The organism is Streptomyces sp. NPDC058671 (assembly GCF_042716475.1).
In the GTDB taxonomy this organism is placed as follows: domain Bacteria; phylum Actinomycetota; class Actinomycetes; order Streptomycetales; family Streptomycetaceae; genus Streptomyces.
Genome location: NZ_JBHXSA010000025.1, coordinates 58966 through 75416, shown reverse-complemented (window position 1 = coordinate 75416; position 16451 = coordinate 58966). Strand labels below are relative to the sequence as shown.

Genomic DNA, 16451 nt, shown 5'->3' with positions numbered 1-16451 from the left:
CCCCCAGTCTCGGCAGGGAGGCCGCGAGGTGCCACCGGACGGACCCGTGTGGGGGGAGGCGGGGTTCATTTCCGGCCACTGCGCTGAGTGACGCGACCCCTCCGGGCCACTCCGGGGAGTGACATGGGTCTCCTTCGCGGGGTCGCCCGGTCGGGTGGCGCGGTCCAGGGAGCGGAACCGGGTGGCGGGGGAGGAACCGGGGCAGGTCGCCTATGCCTGGTGAAAGCCGGGATTACCCGGGGTTGCGGGTGCCCGCATCGTGGACGGTTCGCGCGCCCGGACCGTAAGCGGAATCCCTTGACACCGGATCGGGACACCACAACGCCTGACCCAGTTCACCTTCCGTTCACTCAGGTTGCCTACGTTCGGCTAGCCACTGACGTCAAACGATTGCCTGGGTAAATGGAACACATCACGCTGCTGCTCGCCATTGTGGTCGTGACAGCTCTCGTGTTCGATTTCACGAACGGTTTCCACGACACCGCGAACGCGATGGCCACGACCATCTCGACCGGTGCTCTCAAACCGAAGACGGCGGTGGCCATGTCCGCCGTGCTGAACCTCGTCGGCGCGTTCCTGTCCGTGGAGGTCGCCAAGACGATCTCCGGCGGGATCATCAACGAAGAGGGCATTCGTACAGAAGTGATCTTCGCGGCGCTCGTGGGCGCCATCCTGTGGAACCTGCTGACCTGGCTCCTCGGCCTGCCGTCCAGCTCCTCCCACGCGCTCTTCGGCGGCCTCATCGGCGCCGCGGTCATGTCGGCCGGCTGGTCCGCGGTCAACGGCCCGACCATCGTCACCAAGGTCCTCATCCCGGCCATCGCCGCGCCGCTCGTCGCCGGTCTCGCCGCGATGCTGGCCACCCGGCTGACGTACAAGATCGGCGCCAAGACCGACGAGAAGCACACCGCCAAGGGCTACCGGGTCGGCCAGATCGCCTCCGCGGGTCTCGTCTCCCTCGCCCACGGCACCAACGACGCCCAGAAGACGATGGGCATCATCACCCTGGCCCTGGTCACCCAGGGCGTCGTCGCCCCCGGCTCCAACCCGCCCCTCTGGGTCATCGTCTCCGCCGGCGTCGCGATCGCCCTCGGCACCTACCTCGGCGGCTGGCGCATCATCCGCACCATGGGCAAGGGCCTCACCGACCTCCAGCCGCAGCAGGGCTTCGCCGCCCAGACCAGCGCCGCCACGGTCATCCTGGCCTCCTCGCACCTCGGCTTCTCCCTCTCCACCACCCAGTCCTGCTCGGGTGCCGTGATGGGCGCCGGTCTCGGCCGCAAGGGCGGGGTCGTCCGCTGGTCGACCGCGACCCGGATGTTCGTCGCCTGGGGTCTGACCCTGCCCGCCGCGGGCCTGGTCGGCGCCGGTGCCGAGTTCCTCACCAAGCAGGGCCCCTGGGGCATCGCCGCCGTCGCGGTCCTGCTGGTGGGCGGATCGGCCGTCATCTGGTCGCTGTCCCGCCGCAAGCCGGTCGACCACCACAACGTCACCGCCGACGACCTCGACGCCGAGCCCGCGGGTGTGGTGACCACCGCCATGGCGGCCGTCACCCCGCCGCCGCCGGCCGGTTCCGTCGCCGCCGTCGCGGACGAGGACCTCAAGACCACCATCCCCGCGCCGGCTCCCACCGACCCGGCCGCTCCCCCGGCCCCCGCCGCAACGGTCTAAGGAACGAACGACATGAAGATCGACTGGGCAGCCCTCGGCTCCGTCTTCGGAGTCAGCCTCGCGGCGACCGTCGCCCTCGTGGGCCTCTTCACCCTCGGCATCATCGGCCTCTCCAAGCAGGAGCAGGCCGCCGCCCAGGGAGGCTCCGCCGCCCTGGCCCGCACCGGCGCCTACGCCTGCTTCGCCCTGTGCCTCACGGCCGTCGCGTACGGCATCTACCTCATCGTCGTCTGACGGTCTCGCAGGACACCGGCCGGGCGGTCCGTACCTTCGGGTACGGGCCGCCCTGCCGTCGTGTCTGTGGCGCTTCGCACAGTGACGCGGTGCAGGTCAAGGTGAGTTGACGGCTGTTCTCGGGGCGTGGTGGACTGCCGAGGCCATTACGGCGGCAGCAGAGGAAGTCCGGTGCGAATCCGGCGCGGTCCCGCCACTGTGACCGGATCCGAGGGGTCCGGGAGTCAGGAACTCTCGCCGCCGGTCACGTCGATCCAGGGCGCGGACCCTGAGTGAGGACACGCGCCATGCCCGGCCGCAGAAGAACCAGCCGCCTCTCCCCGGACCGATTCGCCTACGGAGCGGCCGCCGGTCTCGCCGTCGACCTGCTCGTCGGAGACCCCCGCCGTGGGCACCCCGTCGCCGCGTTCGGCCGGGCGGCCGCCGCGGTCGAGCAGCGCCTCCACCACGACCACCGGGGCTGGGGCGCCCTGCACACCGCCGTCTGCGTCGGCTCCACCGCCGCCCTGGGCGCGCTCGCCGCACGGGCCGTACGCAACCGGCCGGCCGCCGCCGTGGCGCTGACCGCCGCCTCCGTCTGGGCCGTCGTCGGCGGTACGACCCTGGGGCGGGAGGCCCGCGCGATCGGCGGGGCGCTCGCCGCGGGGGACCTGGAGGTGGCCCGGGAACGGCTGCCGCACCTGTGCGGACGCGACCCGCAGTCCCTCGACGGACCGGCGATGGCCCGCGCGGTCGTCGAATCGGTCGCCGAGAACACCTCCGACGCCGTGGTCGGCGCCCTCTTCTGGGGCGCGGTCGCGGGCGTGCCCGGCCTGCTCGGCTTCCGGGCCGTCAACACCCTGGACGCGATGGTCGGCCACAAGTCCCCCCGCCACCGCCGCTTCGGCTGGGCCTCGGCCCGGCTCGACGACGTCGCCGGCTGGCCCGGGGCCCGGCTGACGGCCGCGCTCACCGCCGTCGCCGGCGGGAACCCGCGCGGGGCCGTCCGGGCCTGGCGGGCGGACGCCTCGCAGCACCCCAGCCCCAACGCCGGTCCCGTGGAGGCGTCCTTCGCGGGCGCGCTCGGCGTACGGCTCGGGGGGACCCTCTCGTACGCCGGCCGGGTCGAACACCGGCCGGTGCTCAACGGGGACGGGCGGCCCGTCGAGGTCGCCGACATCGACCGGGCGGTCCGGCTGTCCCGCCGGGTCACCGCACTGACCCTGGCCGCCTGCGCGGGCGGCCGGCTGATCGTGAGCGCGCTGAAGCGGAGGAACGCATGAGGGGTGGGGGGCTGCTCGTCGCCGGGACCACGTCCGACGCCGGCAAGAGCGTCGTGACGGCCGGCATCTGCCGCTGGCTGGTCCGCGAGGGCCTGAAGGTGGCGCCGTTCAAGGGACAGAACATGTCCCTCAACTCCTTCGTGACCCGTGAGGGCGCCGAGATCGGGCGGGCCCAGGCCATGCAGGCGCAGGCCGCCCGCGTCGAGCCGACCGCGCTGATGAACCCGGTGCTGCTCAAGCCCGGCAGCGACCGGTCCAGCCAGGTCGTCCTGATGGGCAAACCGGTGGGGGAACTGAGCGCGAAGGGCTACCACGGGGGACGGCAGAAGGAACTGTTCGAGCCGGTGATGGCGTGCCTGGAGGAACTCCGGGGCATGTACGACGCCGTGATCTGCGAGGGCGCGGGCAGCCCGGCCGAGATCAACCTGCGGCGCACGGACATCGTCAACATGGGCATCGCGCGAGCCGCGCGGCTGCCCGTGGTCGTGGTCGGGGACATCGACAGGGGCGGCGTCTTCGCCCAGTTCTTCGGCACGACGGCGCTGCTGAGCCCCGAGGACCAGTCGCTCGTCGCCGGGTACCTCGTGAACAAGTTCCGGGGTGACGTGACCCTGCTCGAACCGGGGCTCGACATGCTGCACGGGCTGACCGGGCGCCGGACCTTCGGCGTCCTGCCGTACGCGCACGGGCTCGGCATCGACGAGGAGGACGGCCTCCGGGTGTCGCTGCGCGGCACCGTCCGCGAGTCCGTCGTGGCGCCGCCGGTCGGCGCGGACGTCCTGCGGGTCGCCGTCTGCGCCGTACCGCTGATGTCCAACTTCACGGACGTCGACGCGCTGGCGGCCGAGCCCGGCGTGGTCGTCCGGTTCGTCGACCGGCCCGAGGAACTCGTCGACGCGGACCTCGTCGTCGTGCCCGGCACGCGCGGCACGGTCAAGGCGCTGGCGTGGCTGCGGGAGCGGGGCCTGGCGGACGAGCTGGCCCGCCGCGCGGCCGCGGGGCTGCCGGTGCTCGGGATCTGCGGCGGCTTCCAGATCCTCGGCGAGCACATCGAGGACGAGGTCGAATCGCGGGCGGGCGCCGTCGACGGGCTCGGACTGCTGCCCGTACGGGTCCGGTTCGCGCCAGGGAAGACCCTCGCCCGGCCGGTCGGGGTGGCGCTCGGGGAGCGGGCCGAGGGATACGAGATCCACCACGGGGTCGCCTCGGTGGAGGGCGGGGAGCCGTTCTTCTCCGATGACACGGGACGCGCTCTCGACGGCTGCCGGGTCGGCTCCGTCCGGGGGACCCACTGGCACGGCTCCCTGGAGAGCGACGGGTTCCGGCGGGCGTTCCTGCGCGAGGTCGCGGCGGCGGCCGGGCGGCGGTTCGTGCCGGCGCCGGACACGTCGTTCGGGGCGCTGCGCGAGGAACAGCTCGACCGGCTCGGCGACCTGATCGAGGAGCACGCGGACACGGACGCGCTGCTGCGGCTGATCGAGGAGGGGGCCCCGGCGGGCCTGCCGTTCGTGCCGCCGGGGGCGCCGTGAGCGCGGGGGCGGGCCGGGCCGGAGGCCCGGCCGCGGGCCGCCGGTGGTGCGCACGGCCTCCGGCCGCCGGGATCCCCACCCGCACCACCCGAACCACGTGTCGAGAACAGTGGGGTGGCCCCTGTGGGCTGCCGCCCACCGGCGGCGGCCGCGGGCCGTCGTGCGAACCTCAGCGATCCGAAGGAGTGACCACCCGATGAGCACCCGGTATCCGTTCACCGCCGTCGTCGGCATGGACGACCTGCGGCTCGCGCTGCTCCTGAACGCCGTCAGCCCCGCCGTGGGCGGTGTCCTCGTGCGGGGGGAGAAGGGGACCGCGAAGTCCACCGCCGTCCGGGCGCTCGCCGGTCTGCTGCCGGCCGTGCCGGTCGTGCCGGGCTGCCGGTTCAGCTGCGACCCGGGCTCGCCCGACCCCGGCTGCCCCGACGGGCCGCACGACGACGCCTCCGGGGCCGAACGGGCCGCGCGGATGGTCGAGCTGCCCGTCGGCGCGTCCGAGGACCGGCTCGTCGGTGCGCTCGACATCGAGCGGGCGCTCGCCGACGGTGTGAAGGCCTTCGAGCCGGGGCTCCTCGCGGACGCCCACCGGGGCATCCTGTACGTCGACGAGGTCAACCTGCTCCACGACCACCTCGTCGACCTCCTGCTCGACGCCGCCGCCATGGGCTCCTCGTACGTCGAACGCGAAGGCGTCTCCGTACGGCATGCCGCCCGGTTCCTGCTCGTCGGGACCATGAACCCCGAAGAGGGCGAGCTGCGGCCGCAGTTGCTCGACCGGTTCGGGCTCACGGTGGAGGTCGCCGCGTCGCGCGAGCCCGAGCAGCGGGTCGAGGTCGTCCGGCGACGGCTCTCCTTCGAGGACGACCCGGCCGTGTTCGCCGCGCGCTGGGCGGGCGAGGAGGCCGAGCTGCGCGACCGGATCGCCGCCGCCCGCGCGCTGCTGCCGCGGGTGACGCTCGGGGACGCCGTCCTGCTCCAGATCGCCGCGACCTGCGCCGCGTTCGAGGTGGACGGGATGCGCGCCGACATCGTCATGGCCCGCACCGCGACCGCGCTCGCCGCGTGGGCGGGACGCACCGACGTCACGTCCGACGACGTTCGGCAGGCCGCGCTGCTCGCCCTCCCCCACCGGCGGCGGCGCTCGCCCTTCGACGCGCCCGGCCTCGACGAGGAGAAGCTCGACGAGACCCTGGAGCGGTTCAAGGGCGAGGAGCCCGACCAGGACCCGGAGCCGGACGGCCCGGGTGACGGCGGTCCCGGGGACGGTGGGGACGGCGGTGACGGCGGGCCCGGCGGGGGCGTTCCGCCGCAGGGCGAGAGCCCCGCGCCCGAGGACGTACCGGCTCCCGAGGACGTACCCGCTCCCCAGGAGTCCCCGGAGCCGGCGCCCGCCCCGCAGGGCTCGCCCTCCGGTGCGGGCGAGCGCGCCGCCGTCAAGGCCGCCGAACCCTTCCGTACGAAGGTGCTGAGCGTGCCCGGTCTCGGCGAGGGCGCGGCCGGGCGCCGCTCCCGGGCCCGCACCGAGCACGGCCGTACGACCGGATCCGTACGCCCGCGCGGGGCGCTGACCAGGCTCCACCTGGCCGCGACCGTGCAGGCCGCCGCCCCGCACCAGAAGGCCCGCGGCCGGACCGGTCCCGGGCTCGTGGTGCGGCGCGACGACCTGCGGCAGGCGACCCGGGAGGGACGGGAGGGGAACCTGGTGCTGTTCGCCGTGGACGCCTCCGGTTCGATGGCGGCCCGGCAGCGGATGAGCGCCGTCAAGGGCGCCGTCCTCTCGCTGCTGCTCGACGCCTACCAGCGGCGCGACAAGGTCGGTCTGATCACCTTCCGGGGCCGGGACGCCGAGGTCGCCCTGCCGCCGACCTCGTCCGTGGACGCGGCCGCCGCGCGACTGGAGAAGCTCCCGACCGGCGGCCGTACGCCGCTCTCGGCCGGGCTCCTCAAGGCCCATGACGTCCTGCGGGTCGAGCGGCTCAGGGACCCCTCGCGCCGCCCGCTGCTCGTCGTCGTGACCGACGGGCGGGCCACCGGCGGCGGCGCCGACCCGGTGGCGCTCGCCTGCCGCGCGGCGCGGCTGCACGCGTCCGAGGGCACGGCGTCCGTCGTCGTGGACTGCGAGACCGGACCGGTGCGGCTCGGGCTCGCCGGCGAACTCGCCCGTGAACTCGGCGGCACCGCCGTCACCCTGGACGAACTGCGGGCCGACTCGATCGCCGGCCTCGTCAGGGACGTCCAGGGAAACCGGAAGACCACTGCCGGGAAGACCACTGCCAGGAGGGCCGCTTGATGCCGCAGGGACAGCCGACCGTCGTACCCGACGACGGTCTCACCACCCGCCAGCGCCGCAACCGCGCCCTGGTGATGGTGCACACGGGCGTCGGCAAGGGGAAGTCGACCGCCGCGTTCGGCATGGCGCTGCGCGCCTGGAACCAGGGCTGGCCGATCGGGGTGTTCCAGTTCGTCAAGTCCGCCAAGTGGAAGGTCGGCGAGGAGAACGCCCTCAAGGCGCTCGGCGAGACCGGCAAGGGCGGCACCGTCACCTGGAACAAGATGGGTGAGGGCTGGTCCTGGATCCAGCGCGAGGTCGCCGAGGGCGAGCAGTCGCACGAGGACAAGGCCCGTGAGGGCTGGGAGCAGGTCAAGCGGGACCTCGCGGAGGAGAAGTACCGATTCTACGTCCTCGACGAGTTCGCCTACCTGCTGCACTGGGGCTGGATCGACGTCGAGGAGGTCGTGGAGGTCCTGCGCGACCGTCCCGGGCAGCAGCATGTCGTCATCACCGGCCGCAACGCGCCGCAGGAGCTCGTCGACTTCGCCGACCTCGTCACCGACATGTCCAAGGTCAAGCACCCGATGGACGCCGGTCAGAAGGGCCAGCGGGGCATCGAGTGGTAGCACGTCTCGTCATCGCCGCGCCGTCGTCGGGCGCGGGCAAGACCACGGTCGCGACCGGCCTGATGGCCGCCTTCGCCGGCCGTGGTCTGGCCGTCTCCCCGCACAAGGTCGGCCCGGACTACATCGACCCCGGCTACCACGCCCTGGCGACCGGCCGCCCCGGCCGCAACCTCGACGCCTACATGTGCGGTACGGGGCTGATCGCGCCGCTCTTCGCACACGGGGCCCGCGGCTGCGACCTGGCCGTGGTCGAGGGGGTCATGGGCCTGTACGACGGGGCCGCCGACCAGGGCGAACTCGCCTCCACCGCGCAGGTGTCGAAGCTGCTCAGGGCGCCGGTGGTCCTGGTCGTCGACGCGTCCTCGCAGTCGCGGTCGGTGGCCGCGCTCGTGCACGGCTTCGCGTCCTGGGACCCGGAGGTGCGGATCGGGGGCGTGATCCTCAACAAGGTCGCCACCGACCGGCACGAGCATCTGTTGCGGGAGGCGCTCGGGGAGTCCGGGGTGCCGGTCCTCGGGGTGCTGCGGAGGGCGCCCGCCGTGGCGACTCCGTCGCGGCACCTGGGGCTCGTGCCGGTGGCCGAGCGGCAGGCCGCTGCGGTCTCCGCCGTCGCGGCGCAGGCGGAGCAGGTGCGGGCCGGATGCGACCTGGAGGCGCTGCTCGCGCTCGCGCGGTCGGCGCCCGAGCTGCACACCGAGCCGTGGGTGCCCGAGGTCGCGGGGGCGCGCGCCGGAGGTCCCGGTGAGCCCGTCCTCGCGCGGACCGCGTCCGGGGGGATTCCGGTCACCGGACGCGCGCCCGCTCCGAGGGTCGCGGTCGCCGGCGGCGCCGCCTTCACGTTCTCGTACGCCGAGCACGCCGAACTGCTCACCGCCGCCGGGGCGGAGGTCGTGACCTTCGATCCGCTGCGGGACGCGTCGCTTCCCGAGGGGACGAGCGGGCTCGTCGTAGGCGGCGGCTTCCCCGAGGTGTACGGGGCCGAGCTGTCGGCCAACGAGCCCTTGCGGAAGGCCGTCGCCGAACTCGCCCGCGCGGGGGCGCCGATCGCCGCCGAGTGCGCCGGACTGCTGTATCTGGCACGGTCGCTCGACGGACGGCCGATGTGCGGGGTCCTCGACGCCGACGCGCGGATGTCGGAGCGGTTGACGCTCGGGTACCGGGACGCCGTCGCCGTGAGCGACAGCGTGCTCGCTCCGACCGGGGCCCGCGTGCGGGGGCACGAGTTCCACCGGACGGTGATCGAGCCGGGCGCCGGGGCGCAGGCCGCCTGGGGGCTGCGGCAGCCGGAGCGGCGCGTCGAGGGCTTCGTCCAGGGAGGCGTGCACGCCAGTTACGTGCACACCCACTGGGCGGGGGCCCCCGAGGTGGCCGCGCGGTTCGTCGAGCGGTGCGCGGGCGGTCCGGTCGCGTGAGGTCAGCCGCCGGAGACGCCCACCACGAGCCAGATGAAGGCCACGCCCGCCACCGTGCACAGCAGGGTGGAGCGGGCCGGGTGTTCGTGGTGGGCCTCCGGCAGGATCTCGGCGGCCGCCAGATAGAGCAGGGCGCCTCCGAAGAAGCCGAGATAGCTGCCGAGAAGTTCCTCCGGAAGGGTGAACAGCAGGGCGGACGCGGCGCCGACGACGGGGGCGAGGGCGTCCGCGAGGAGCATGCCGACGGCCCTGCGGCGCGCGTTCCCGTAGAGGCTCGTGATCGTGTACGTGTTGAAGCCGTCGGCGAAGTCGTGGGTGATGACGGCGACGGCGACGGTCGCTCCCATGCCGCCGCCGATCTGGAACGCGGCGCCGAGGGCGATGCCGTCCATGAGGCTGTGCAGGACCATCGCGGCGGCCGCGGTGAGGCCGACCTGCGGGACCCGCTCGGCGGCTCCGACCCCGTGTGCCGCACGGCGGACGGCGAGGAGGCGTTCCACGACGTGGGCGAAGAGGAAGCCGCCGACGAAGAGCAGCAGGGCCTCCGGGACGCCGAAGACCTCGGAGCCCGCGGCCTCCAGTGCCTCCGGCAGGAGGTCGAGTCCGACGACGCCGAGCATGAGTCCGCCGGCGAGACCGAGGACGAGGTGGCGCCGGTCGGTGACCCGCCCGGCGACCCAGCCGCCGAAGAGCGTCATGAGGAACGCGCCGAGCGCGACGACCACAGCCATGGGCCTTTGGTACCGGATCGGGGGGCGTCCGCGCACCTCGGCGTCGGGGCCCGGCCGGGGGCCCCGGTGGACGAGGTGCTGGCCCTGGTGGACGCGGTCCTGCGGGAGGCGGGCCTGACGCGCGCGGACGTCCGGTCGCTCGCCACGCTCGACGCGAGGGCGGCGGAACCGGGTATCGCGGGCGCGGCGGCGCTTCTCGGCGTACCGGTGCGGGGGTTCGCGGCGCGGGAGCTGGCGGCCGTGTCCGTACCGCATCCGTCGACGCGGCCGCTCGCGGCGACGGGCACGGCATCGGTGGCGGAGGCGGCGGCGCTGCTGGCGGCGGGAGCGGTGAGGGGCACGGCGGAGGCCTCAGCGGAGGCGACGGCGCGGGGGACAGCGACGGGCGGGGACACGCGGGCGCGTACGGGCGGCGAAGCCGAGCCGGGGACGGGGACGGATACGCGCGGGCGTGGCGCAGCCGAGCCGGGGACAGGTACGGGTTCGGGTACGCGCGGGCGTGGCGGGGCCGTCCTTCTCGTGCCGAAGCGGAAAACCCGGCGCGTAACGTGCGCCCTCGCCGCTTCCGTCCCGTTTCGTCCGAACGAAGACGCCTCAGGCGTACGGTTGTTGCCCCTGGCGCACGGGTACATCGCAGGCGAGCCCGGCTCACCCCCCACCATCCCCACCCCCCACACGACGGCGGCCATGGACATGCATACGCATACCGACGCCCACGACCTGCGCCACCACGGTGACGCGGAGGTCCGGGACGACAAACTCATCGATCTGGCGGTCAACGTCAGGACGAACACCCCACCCGACTGGCTGCGGGAGCGCATCGCCGCCTCCCTGACCGGACTCGCCGCCTATCCCGACGGCCGGGCCGCGCGGGCGGCGGTCGCCGAGCGGCACGACGTGCCGTCGAACCGGGTCCTGCTCACGGCCGGTGCGGCGGAGGCCTTCGTGCTGCTCGCGCGGGCGCTGCCGGCGCGGCGTCCCGTGGTGGTGCATCCGCAGTTCACGGAGCCGGAGGCGGCGCTGCGGGACGCGGGCCACGAGGTGGGCCGGGTGCTGCTGCGCGAGGAGGACGGTTTCCGGCTGGATCCGGCGGCGGTCCCCGAGGACGCCGACCTGGTGGTGATCGGGAACCCCACGAACCCGACGTCCGTGCTGCACCCCGCCGAGTCGATCACCGCGCTCGCCCGCCCGGGGCGGGTCCTGGTGGTGGACGAGGCCTTCATGGACGCGGTGCCGGGCGAGCGCGAGTCGCTGGCCGGGCGGACCGACGTGCCGGGGCTCGTCGTGCTGCGCAGCCTCACCAAGACCTGGGGGCTCGCGGGGCTGCGGATCGGGTACGCGCTGGCCGAGCCGGACACGATCGCGGCCCTGGAGCGGGCGCAGCCGCTGTGGCCGGTGTCGACGCCGGCGCTGGTGGCGGCGGAGGCGTGCATGTCGCGGGTGGCGCTCGCGGAGGCCGAGCACGCGGCGCACCGGATCGGGGTCGAGCGGGCCCATCTGCTCGCCGGGCTGGCGGAGTTCGACGAGGTGCGGACGGTGGAGGAGTCGGAGGGGCCGTTCGTGCTGCTCCGGATCGACGGGGCTGACGTGGTGCGGGAGCGGCTGCGGTCGCTGGGCTTCGCGGCGCGCCGGGGCGACACGTTCCCGGGCCTCGACCGGAACTGGCTGCGGCTCGCGGTGCGGGACCGGGCGACGACGAACCGCTTCCTGCAGGCCCTCGACCAGGCGCTGCTGATGGGCGGCTGACGGCGCACGCGGACGCGGGTCCGGGGAGGGCGACGTCGTCACCGTCGCCCTCCCCGGACCCGTCCCCTTTTCGTCCCCCTCGGACCGTCAGCCTCGGGAGCGGGCGCGTGAGCGGGTCAGCGCGAGGGCGCCGCCACCGGCCACGACGAGGGCGAGTGCTCCGGCCGCGATGTACGGGGTGGTGGAGCTGCCGCCGGTCTCGGCGAGGTTCTCCACGGGCGTGACGCCGCCGTTGTCGGTGTCGATGCCGCCTGGGTCGCTGGGCGTGGCGGAGGGCTGCTGCGTGGGCTGCTCGCTGGGTTCCTGGGTGGGCCGCTCGGTCGGCTTCTCGGCGGGCTTCTCGGTCGGGGCCGGACCCTTGGGCGTCTCGCAGGTCGCCTCGGCGAGCGTGACGGTGCCGTTGACCTCGGCGACACCGAGCTTCAGCGGGTCGACCGCCACCTTGAGTTCCAGGGCCGTCGCCGCGGCGGTGCGGGAGGTGGTCGAGGTACGGGAGAGGTCCAGGGTGACCTGCCCGACGCCCGGGACGGTGACCTGGGTCCGGCCGCCCGTGGAGAGGGTGGTCTTCTTGCCGAAGACCGTCACATGGCCGAGGACGGCGGACTCGGCCACCGGCCGCTCGCCCACCTCGCACAGCGCCTTGGACGTGACCTTCTCGACCTCGACGAGCGAGAGCAGCGGGATGCCCGGGACGTGCACCTGCGCCTTGACGAGGTTGACGTACCCCTCGGCCTTCCTCTCGTCCACGGTGGCCTTCGAGGTGGCCACGTCGGCTGCGAGGATGTCGATCGGCTTGCCGTCCTCGGCTCCCTGCACCTTCACGGTGAGCGCGGTCTCGCTCTCGGTCTCCGGCGCCTCGACCTCGTTGAGCGAGGTGCGCAGCGGCACCTGGACCGCCTTGCCGAGGAGGGAGACGTCGAGGCCGGTCCGCAGGACGACGGCGGTGGCGCGCCCTTCGTCACCCGTGGCGTGCGCCGCCGGCGCCGCGAGGAGCACGGGGCCGACGGTCAGGGCGGCGACGGTCGCGGCTGCGGCGGTGCGGCGTGCGGGCACGCGGAAGGTGTTGCTGTTCACGGTGGTGGAACCCCCACAAGAGACATGGCGTCGCCGGCCGCTCACCACGGGGACGGTGGGTCGGCGCGGCCTCGGCGACTTGAGACACCGGAATCTTTACGCACGGAGAGTGAACCGGCAGTCGCCTGACGTGAGTTCACTCCAAAGGGGGGTTTCCGTGTTCATATTCGATTTTTTTCGGCACAACCGTTCACGCGTGCCTCGCGTCTTTCGTACGAGTGGACGGGAGCAGGGGCGCGCGGCGGAAGTGAGAACGATCCGCACCTCACCGAGGTAACGGATCGTCAACCGGCATGGGTTCAGTCGGCGCGCCAGTACCCGAGCGCGTGGACACGCTCCTTGGGCAGGGCGAGTTCCTTGCGGGCGTACGCGGCGAGGGTGCGGGTGGTCACGGTGTCGCAGGCGATCCAGACGTACGAGGCGGGGTCGGCGAGCGCCGGAAGCTCGGCCTTCACCCGGGCGACGAGGTCGGCGCCGGCGTCCCGGCGCGGTACCCGGCGCAGCTCGTGCCACCTCGGGTCGAGCCGGACCGGCAGATCCTCGTCCGACGCGTGCTGGGTCTCGAACCAGAGGGTGGCCGGCACGCCGGGAAGCGCGTCGAGCAAGGAGTTGATCGCGGGCAGGGAGGCCGGGTCGCCGACCACGAGCAGCCGCCCGGGGGCCGGGACGGGGGCCTCGAAGCCGGTGCCCTGGAGAGTCGCGTCCACGGTGTCGCCGGGGACGCAGGCGCGGGCCCAGCGATTGGCGACACCCTCATGGAGGGCGAACTCCAGGCTGAACGTGCCCGCCTCCACGTCCGGGTCGACCAGGGTGTAGGCGCGCTGGTGGGGCTTGCCCGCGTGGTCGAACCAGACGCGTACCCACATCGTCGGGTGGACCCCGGCGGCGGCGAGCAGGCCGCCGTCCGTGAAGTGCACCCGGCGGTAGTCCTCCGTGACCTGTTCGGCGCCCGTCACGGTGAACGTGAAGTCCTTGCCGCGCATCAGCTTGAGAACGGCACCCTGCCAACCGTGACCCACCGCGATCCCCACCCCTGAAATCCTGTAGATTAATTTAGGTCAGCCTAACCTAAGAAACTCAGCAGACATGGACGGGATCGGGGTCTCCGTGAGCATCGAGGTCTACCGGGACGCCTGGGGCGTCCCCCATCTGCGGGCCGCGGACCCGGACGAACTCGCCTTCGCCCAGGGGCAGGTCACCGCCCGCGACCGGGCCTGGCAGCTGGAGGTCGAGCGCCACCGCGCCCAGGGCACCACGGCCGCCTTCCTCGGCGCCGCCGAACTCGGCTGGGACACCTTCGCCCGCCGCTCCCGGCTCGCCGACACCGCCCGCCGCTGCTTCTCCCGGCTCGAACAGGCCGACGCGCGAACGGCCGCGTGGGTACGCGCGTACGTGGACGGCGTCAACGACGGTCTGGCGGAAGGGGCCCGGCGCGCCCCCGAGTTCGCGGAGACCGGACTCACGCCCGGACGGTGGGAGCCGTGGACCCCGCTCGCCGTCTGGCTCTCGACCCACATCCTGTTCGCCGGCTTCCCCACCAAGCTGTGGCGCGAGGAGGTCGCCGGCCGTCTCGGCGAGGAGTGGACCGAGCTCTTCGCGACCGACGGGCCCGGCACCTCCGGCTCCAACGGCTGGGTGGTCGCGGGCGGGCGGACCGCGAGCGGGGCGGCCCTGGTGGCCGGCGACCCCCACCGGTTCATCGAGGCGCCCGGCGTCTACCAGCAGATCAGGCTCGCCTGCGACGCGTACGACGTCGTGGGCATCGCCGTCCCCGGCGTCCCCGGGCTCGCCCACTTCGGCCACACCGGTCCGGTGGCGTGGGCGATCACCAACGCCATGGCGGACTACCAGGACCTCTACCGGGAGCGGCTGCGGCGCCTCCCGGACGGCGGGGTGGAGGCGTACGGCCCCGAGGGTTGGCGCCGGGCGGCGGCGCACACCGAGACGATCGGCGTGGCGGGCGGGGAGCCGGTCGTCGTCGAGGTGGTCGAGACGGACCGGGGCCCGGTGATCATCGGAGTGGACGACGAGCCCGAGGGCGGCTCCGCCGCGTGGGAGGCCGTCAGCCTGCGGTACCCGCCCCGTGTCACCGGTGAGCTCGGCTTCGGCGTGCTCACCGCGCTGCTGCGCGCCCGGACCGTCGCCGACGTGGACGCGGCCCTCGACGGCTGGGTCGAGCCCGTGAACGTCGTCCTCGCCGCCGACACCGGAGGCGGTCTGCTGCACCGGGTCGCCGGCCACGTACCCGTACGGGACCGGGCCAACTCCCTGCGGGTCGTGCCCGCCTGGGACCCGGCGCACGCCTGGCAGGCGGATCCCGCTCCGCTGCCCCGCGCGGAGGTACGCGGCCACGCCGTGATGGCCAACGCCCGGGGCCTGGCCGCGCCCCTGGGCATCGAGTTCGCCCCGCCGCACCGGGCGGCCCGTATCGACGCGCTGCTCGGCGCCTCGGCGGACTGGACCCCGGAGACCACGACCGCCGTCCACAGGGACACCGACAACGCGTCGGCGGCCCGCCTCCTGGCGGCGGTGGCGCGGGCGGGCGGGGCGGCAGCCGACGGCGGGGACGGCCCCGGCCCCGGGGCGAACGGCACCGGCGCGGACGGCACCGGCGCGAACGGCTTCGGCACGGACGGCACCGGCGCGGCCCGCTCCCGAGCCGGCGCCTCCGGCGGGGGGCGCGGCCTCTCCCCCGCCGCCGCCTCCGTGCGGGACCGGCTGCTCGCCTGGGACCGGCGGATGGACGCGGAGAGCACCGATGCCGGGCTCTACGCCGCCGTGCGCGGCGCCGTGGTGCGCCGGCTCGCCGGTCACGAGGCCTTCGCGGCACTGCGCGACCCCGCGCCGTATCCCGAGGTGTTCCGGCCCTGGCTGGCCCTCGGGCCGCGCGTCGCGTACGCCCTGGAGACCCTGCTCGTGGCCGGGCCCGTGCCCGCGGGGGACGTCGACCGGATCGTGCGGGAGGCGCTCGACGAGGTCGGCGCCGGTGAGCCGCCCGCCGCCTGGGGCGTGACGCACCGGCTCGCACCCTGGCAGGCGCTGCCCGATCCCGACGACGAGCAGTGGCCGGGGCTCGGCGGCGACCACGACTGCGTCCTCTCCACCTCCAGCGTCCCCGGGTGGACCGACCGCAGCGCCCGCGCCTCCGCCGCGCGCTACGTCTGGGACCTCGCCGACCGCGAACGCAGTGGCTGGATCGTGCCGTTCGGCGCGTCCGGCGTCCCGGGCGACCCGCACCACCGCGACCAACTCCCCCTGTGGCTGAGGGGCGAACTCGCCCCCGTCACCACCGACTGGCAGTACCTCACCAAGGAGCAGCGATGACCACCGCCGCATACGTCCACCGCGTCGAGGGCTTCGGCACCGTCACGGTCCGGCCCGTCGAGCCCGAGCGCGACGCCCCGCTCCTGCACGGCTGGGTCAACGAGGAGCGGGCCGCCTTCTGGGGCATGGTCGGGACCACCGTCGAGCAGGTCCGGGACATCTACGCGCACCTCGACTCGCTCACCACCCACCACGGCTTCCTGGTCAGCCTGGACGACGAGCCGGTCGCGCTCTTCCAGACGTACGACCCTGAGGCCGACCGGGTCGGCGAGTGCTACGAGGCGCTGCCGGGGGACATCGGCGTGCACCTGCTGATCGCCCCGGGCACCGCCCCGCAGCCCGGCTGGACGGGCCGCCTGCTCACCGCGCTCGTCGCGTTCGCGCTGCGGGACCGCACGCGGGTCGTGGTCGACCCGGACACGGCCAACGAGAAGGCGATCGCCCGCATGGTGCGGGCCGGGTTCGAGCTGGGCCCGGAGGTCGTCCTGCCCGAGGTGGACCTGCCGGAGGTCTTCATCCCGGAGAAGAAGGCCCGGCTCGCGTTCCTGGCCCGGCGCTGACCGGCTCCCG

General features: G+C 74.3%; 13 protein-coding genes and 1 riboswitch. Of the genes, 10 read left to right on the top strand and 3 right to left on the bottom strand.

What is annotated here, in order from left to right; genetic code table 11:
- Positions 1 to 402: 402 nt before the first annotated feature.
- From ACFWV2_RS26990 to ACFWV2_RS26960, 7 genes are all read left to right on the top strand, one after another.
- Positions 403 to 1671, top strand: coding sequence for an anion permease (locus tag ACFWV2_RS26990; RefSeq protein WP_384408633.1), 1269 nt, complete (start codon positions 403 to 405; stop codon positions 1669 to 1671).
- 12 nt (positions 1672 to 1683) lie between these two features.
- Complete coding sequence (locus tag ACFWV2_RS26985) at positions 1684 to 1905, top strand: hypothetical protein (RefSeq protein ID WP_384408631.1); 222 nt, start codon at positions 1684 to 1686, stop codon at positions 1903 to 1905.
- A 121-nt stretch (positions 1906 to 2026) separates the two neighbouring features.
- Positions 2027 to 2159, top strand: a riboswitch (cobalamin riboswitch).
- 33 nt (positions 2160 to 2192) lie between these two features.
- Entirely contained in the window at positions 2193 to 3167 is a 975-nt protein-coding gene (locus ACFWV2_RS26980) for a cobalamin biosynthesis protein (protein WP_384408629.1), read from the top strand.
- A complete protein-coding gene (locus ACFWV2_RS26975) occupies positions 3164 to 4696 on the top strand; it encodes a cobyric acid synthase (RefSeq protein WP_384408627.1) in 1533 nt (510 codons plus the stop codon). The genes ACFWV2_RS26980 and ACFWV2_RS26975 overlap by 4 nt, the downstream gene beginning before the upstream one ends.
- Before the next feature lie 196 nt (positions 4697 to 4892).
- On the top strand, positions 4893 to 6986 hold the full coding sequence (locus ACFWV2_RS26970) for a putative cobaltochelatase (RefSeq protein WP_384408625.1): 2094 nt from the start codon (positions 4893 to 4895) through the stop codon (positions 6984 to 6986).
- Entirely contained in the window at positions 6986 to 7594 is a 609-nt protein-coding gene (cobO, locus tag ACFWV2_RS26965) for a cob(I)yrinic acid a,c-diamide adenosyltransferase (protein WP_384408623.1), read from the top strand. The genes ACFWV2_RS26970 and cobO overlap by 1 nt, the downstream gene beginning before the upstream one ends.
- The gene (locus ACFWV2_RS26960) at positions 7588 to 9006 is read left to right on the top strand and encodes a cobyrinate a,c-diamide synthase (protein WP_384408621.1); all 1419 of its coding nucleotides are present in this window, start codon (positions 7588 to 7590) and stop codon (positions 9004 to 9006) included. The genes cobO and ACFWV2_RS26960 overlap by 7 nt, the downstream gene beginning before the upstream one ends.
- A gap of 2 nt (positions 9007 to 9008) precedes the next feature.
- On the opposite strand, the gene ACFWV2_RS26955 is transcribed toward ACFWV2_RS26960, so the two are convergent.
- Positions 9009 to 9737, bottom strand: a complete 729-nt coding sequence (locus ACFWV2_RS26955) for a ZIP family metal transporter (protein ID WP_384408619.1) — start codon at positions 9735 to 9737, stop codon at positions 9009 to 9011.
- A gap of 6 nt (positions 9738 to 9743) precedes the next feature.
- Between ACFWV2_RS26955 and cobC the strand changes: the two genes are divergently transcribed.
- Positions 9744 to 11483 (top strand): Rv2231c family pyridoxal phosphate-dependent protein CobC, encoded by a 1740-nt coding sequence (gene cobC, locus ACFWV2_RS26950; protein WP_384408617.1) that lies wholly within the window; start codon positions 9744 to 9746, stop codon positions 11481 to 11483.
- Between the two features lie 87 nt (positions 11484 to 11570).
- Here cobC and ACFWV2_RS26945 read toward each other — a convergent pair whose 3' ends face one another.
- Both ACFWV2_RS26945 and ACFWV2_RS26940 read right to left on the bottom strand, forming a co-directional pair.
- Positions 11571 to 12557, bottom strand: coding sequence for an SCO1860 family LAETG-anchored protein (locus ACFWV2_RS26945; protein ID WP_384408615.1), 987 nt, complete (start codon positions 12555 to 12557; stop codon positions 11571 to 11573).
- A gap of 299 nt (positions 12558 to 12856) precedes the next feature.
- Positions 12857 to 13576, bottom strand: a complete 720-nt coding sequence (locus ACFWV2_RS26940) for a siderophore-interacting protein (RefSeq protein WP_384408710.1) — start codon at positions 13574 to 13576, stop codon at positions 12857 to 12859.
- Positions 13577 to 13643: 67 nt separating this feature from the next.
- On the opposite strand from ACFWV2_RS26940, the gene ACFWV2_RS26935 reads away from it, so the two are divergent.
- Entirely contained in the window at positions 13644 to 15881 is a 2238-nt protein-coding gene (locus ACFWV2_RS26935) for a penicillin acylase family protein (protein ID WP_384408613.1), read from the top strand.
- Positions 15878 to 16441, top strand: coding sequence for a GNAT family N-acetyltransferase (locus ACFWV2_RS26930; protein ID WP_384408611.1), 564 nt, complete (start codon positions 15878 to 15880; stop codon positions 16439 to 16441). Before ACFWV2_RS26935 ends, ACFWV2_RS26930 begins: the two co-directional genes overlap by 4 nt.
- The last annotated feature ends 10 nt before the right edge of the window (positions 16442 to 16451 follow it).

What these genes read in the sequence shown, in the direction of transcription:
- ACFWV2_RS26935 (WP_384408613.1), top strand. Translation starts at nt 13,644, where the DNA reads ATGGACGGGATCGGGGTCTCCGTGAGCATCGAGGTCTACCGGGACGCC.
- ACFWV2_RS26990 (WP_384408633.1), top strand. Translation starts at nt 403, where the DNA reads ATGGAACACATCACGCTGCTGCTCGCCATTGTGGTCGTGACAGCTCTC.
- ACFWV2_RS26980 (WP_384408629.1), top strand. Translation starts at nt 2,193, where the DNA reads ATGCCCGGCCGCAGAAGAACCAGCCGCCTCTCCCCGGACCGATTCGCC.
- ACFWV2_RS26970 (WP_384408625.1), top strand. Translation starts at nt 4,893, where the DNA reads ATGAGCACCCGGTATCCGTTCACCGCCGTCGTCGGCATGGACGACCTG.
- ACFWV2_RS26930 (WP_384408611.1), top strand. Translation starts at nt 15,878, where the DNA reads ATGACCACCGCCGCATACGTCCACCGCGTCGAGGGCTTCGGCACCGTC.
- cobO (WP_384408623.1), top strand. Translation starts at nt 6,986, where the DNA reads ATGCCGCAGGGACAGCCGACCGTCGTACCCGACGACGGTCTCACCACC.
- ACFWV2_RS26975 (WP_384408627.1), top strand. Translation starts at nt 3,164, where the DNA reads ATGAGGGGTGGGGGGCTGCTCGTCGCCGGGACCACGTCCGACGCCGGC.
- ACFWV2_RS26955 (WP_384408619.1), bottom strand. Translation starts at nt 9,737, where the DNA reads ATGGCTGTGGTCGTCGCGCTCGGCGCGTTCCTCATGACGCTCTTCGGC.
- ACFWV2_RS26985 (WP_384408631.1), top strand. Translation starts at nt 1,684, where the DNA reads ATGAAGATCGACTGGGCAGCCCTCGGCTCCGTCTTCGGAGTCAGCCTC.